The following is a 578-nucleotide window of genomic DNA, read 5'->3' on the forward strand; positions in this document are numbered from 1 at the left end:
CAGCACAATGTGCTTTACTATCTTCACGCCTTAACCAGCCAGTTAGGTGACAAGTATCGTAATATCGACTTTTCTTCTAATTACTGTTTTGACTTGTCGGTGACCACCACCTTATGCCCGCTCCTTGCTGGACAAACGGTGTGTGTTTATGAAGGCGATATTCTTGATGCCGCCGCCTTTAGAGCTCATCTAAATACCGCGAACGTTGGCTTTGTGAAAACCACACCGAGTCTTGCCATGGCGCTATTGCCTGGCAGCGATGCACAAGTTGATGCCCTAATGCTCGGTGGTGAGGCACTGACTGAGCAGGCCATTGCCGCATTAAGCGACCATGTAAACGCTATTTTCGATGAATATGGCCCAACGGAAGCCACAGTCGGTGCGATGCTAGCACAGGCCTATCCACGCCTTCATCAAGGCATAGGTAAAGCCTACCCTAACGTTAATCTTCATGTATTATCTGAGTCGCTGCAGCCCATGCCCATTGGTGCGCCGGGTGAGTTATATATTTCAGGCCTTGGGGTTGCCCGTGGTTACTTAAACCGCCCTGAACTCAATGCTGAGCGCTTTATTGATAA

General features: G+C 49.3%; 1 protein-coding gene. It reads left to right on the forward strand.

Annotated elements, in window-relative coordinates; all coding sequences use genetic code 11:
• Nucleotides 1-578, forward strand: a 578-nt coding sequence (locus tag EXT47_RS23635) for an AMP-binding protein (RefSeq protein ID WP_165383843.1), incomplete at both ends; no start/stop codon positions are given.

It is taken from the genome of Pseudoalteromonas sp. CO342X, assembly GCF_004208915.1.
Lineage (GTDB): Bacteria > Pseudomonadota > Gammaproteobacteria > Enterobacterales > Alteromonadaceae > Pseudoalteromonas > Pseudoalteromonas maricaloris.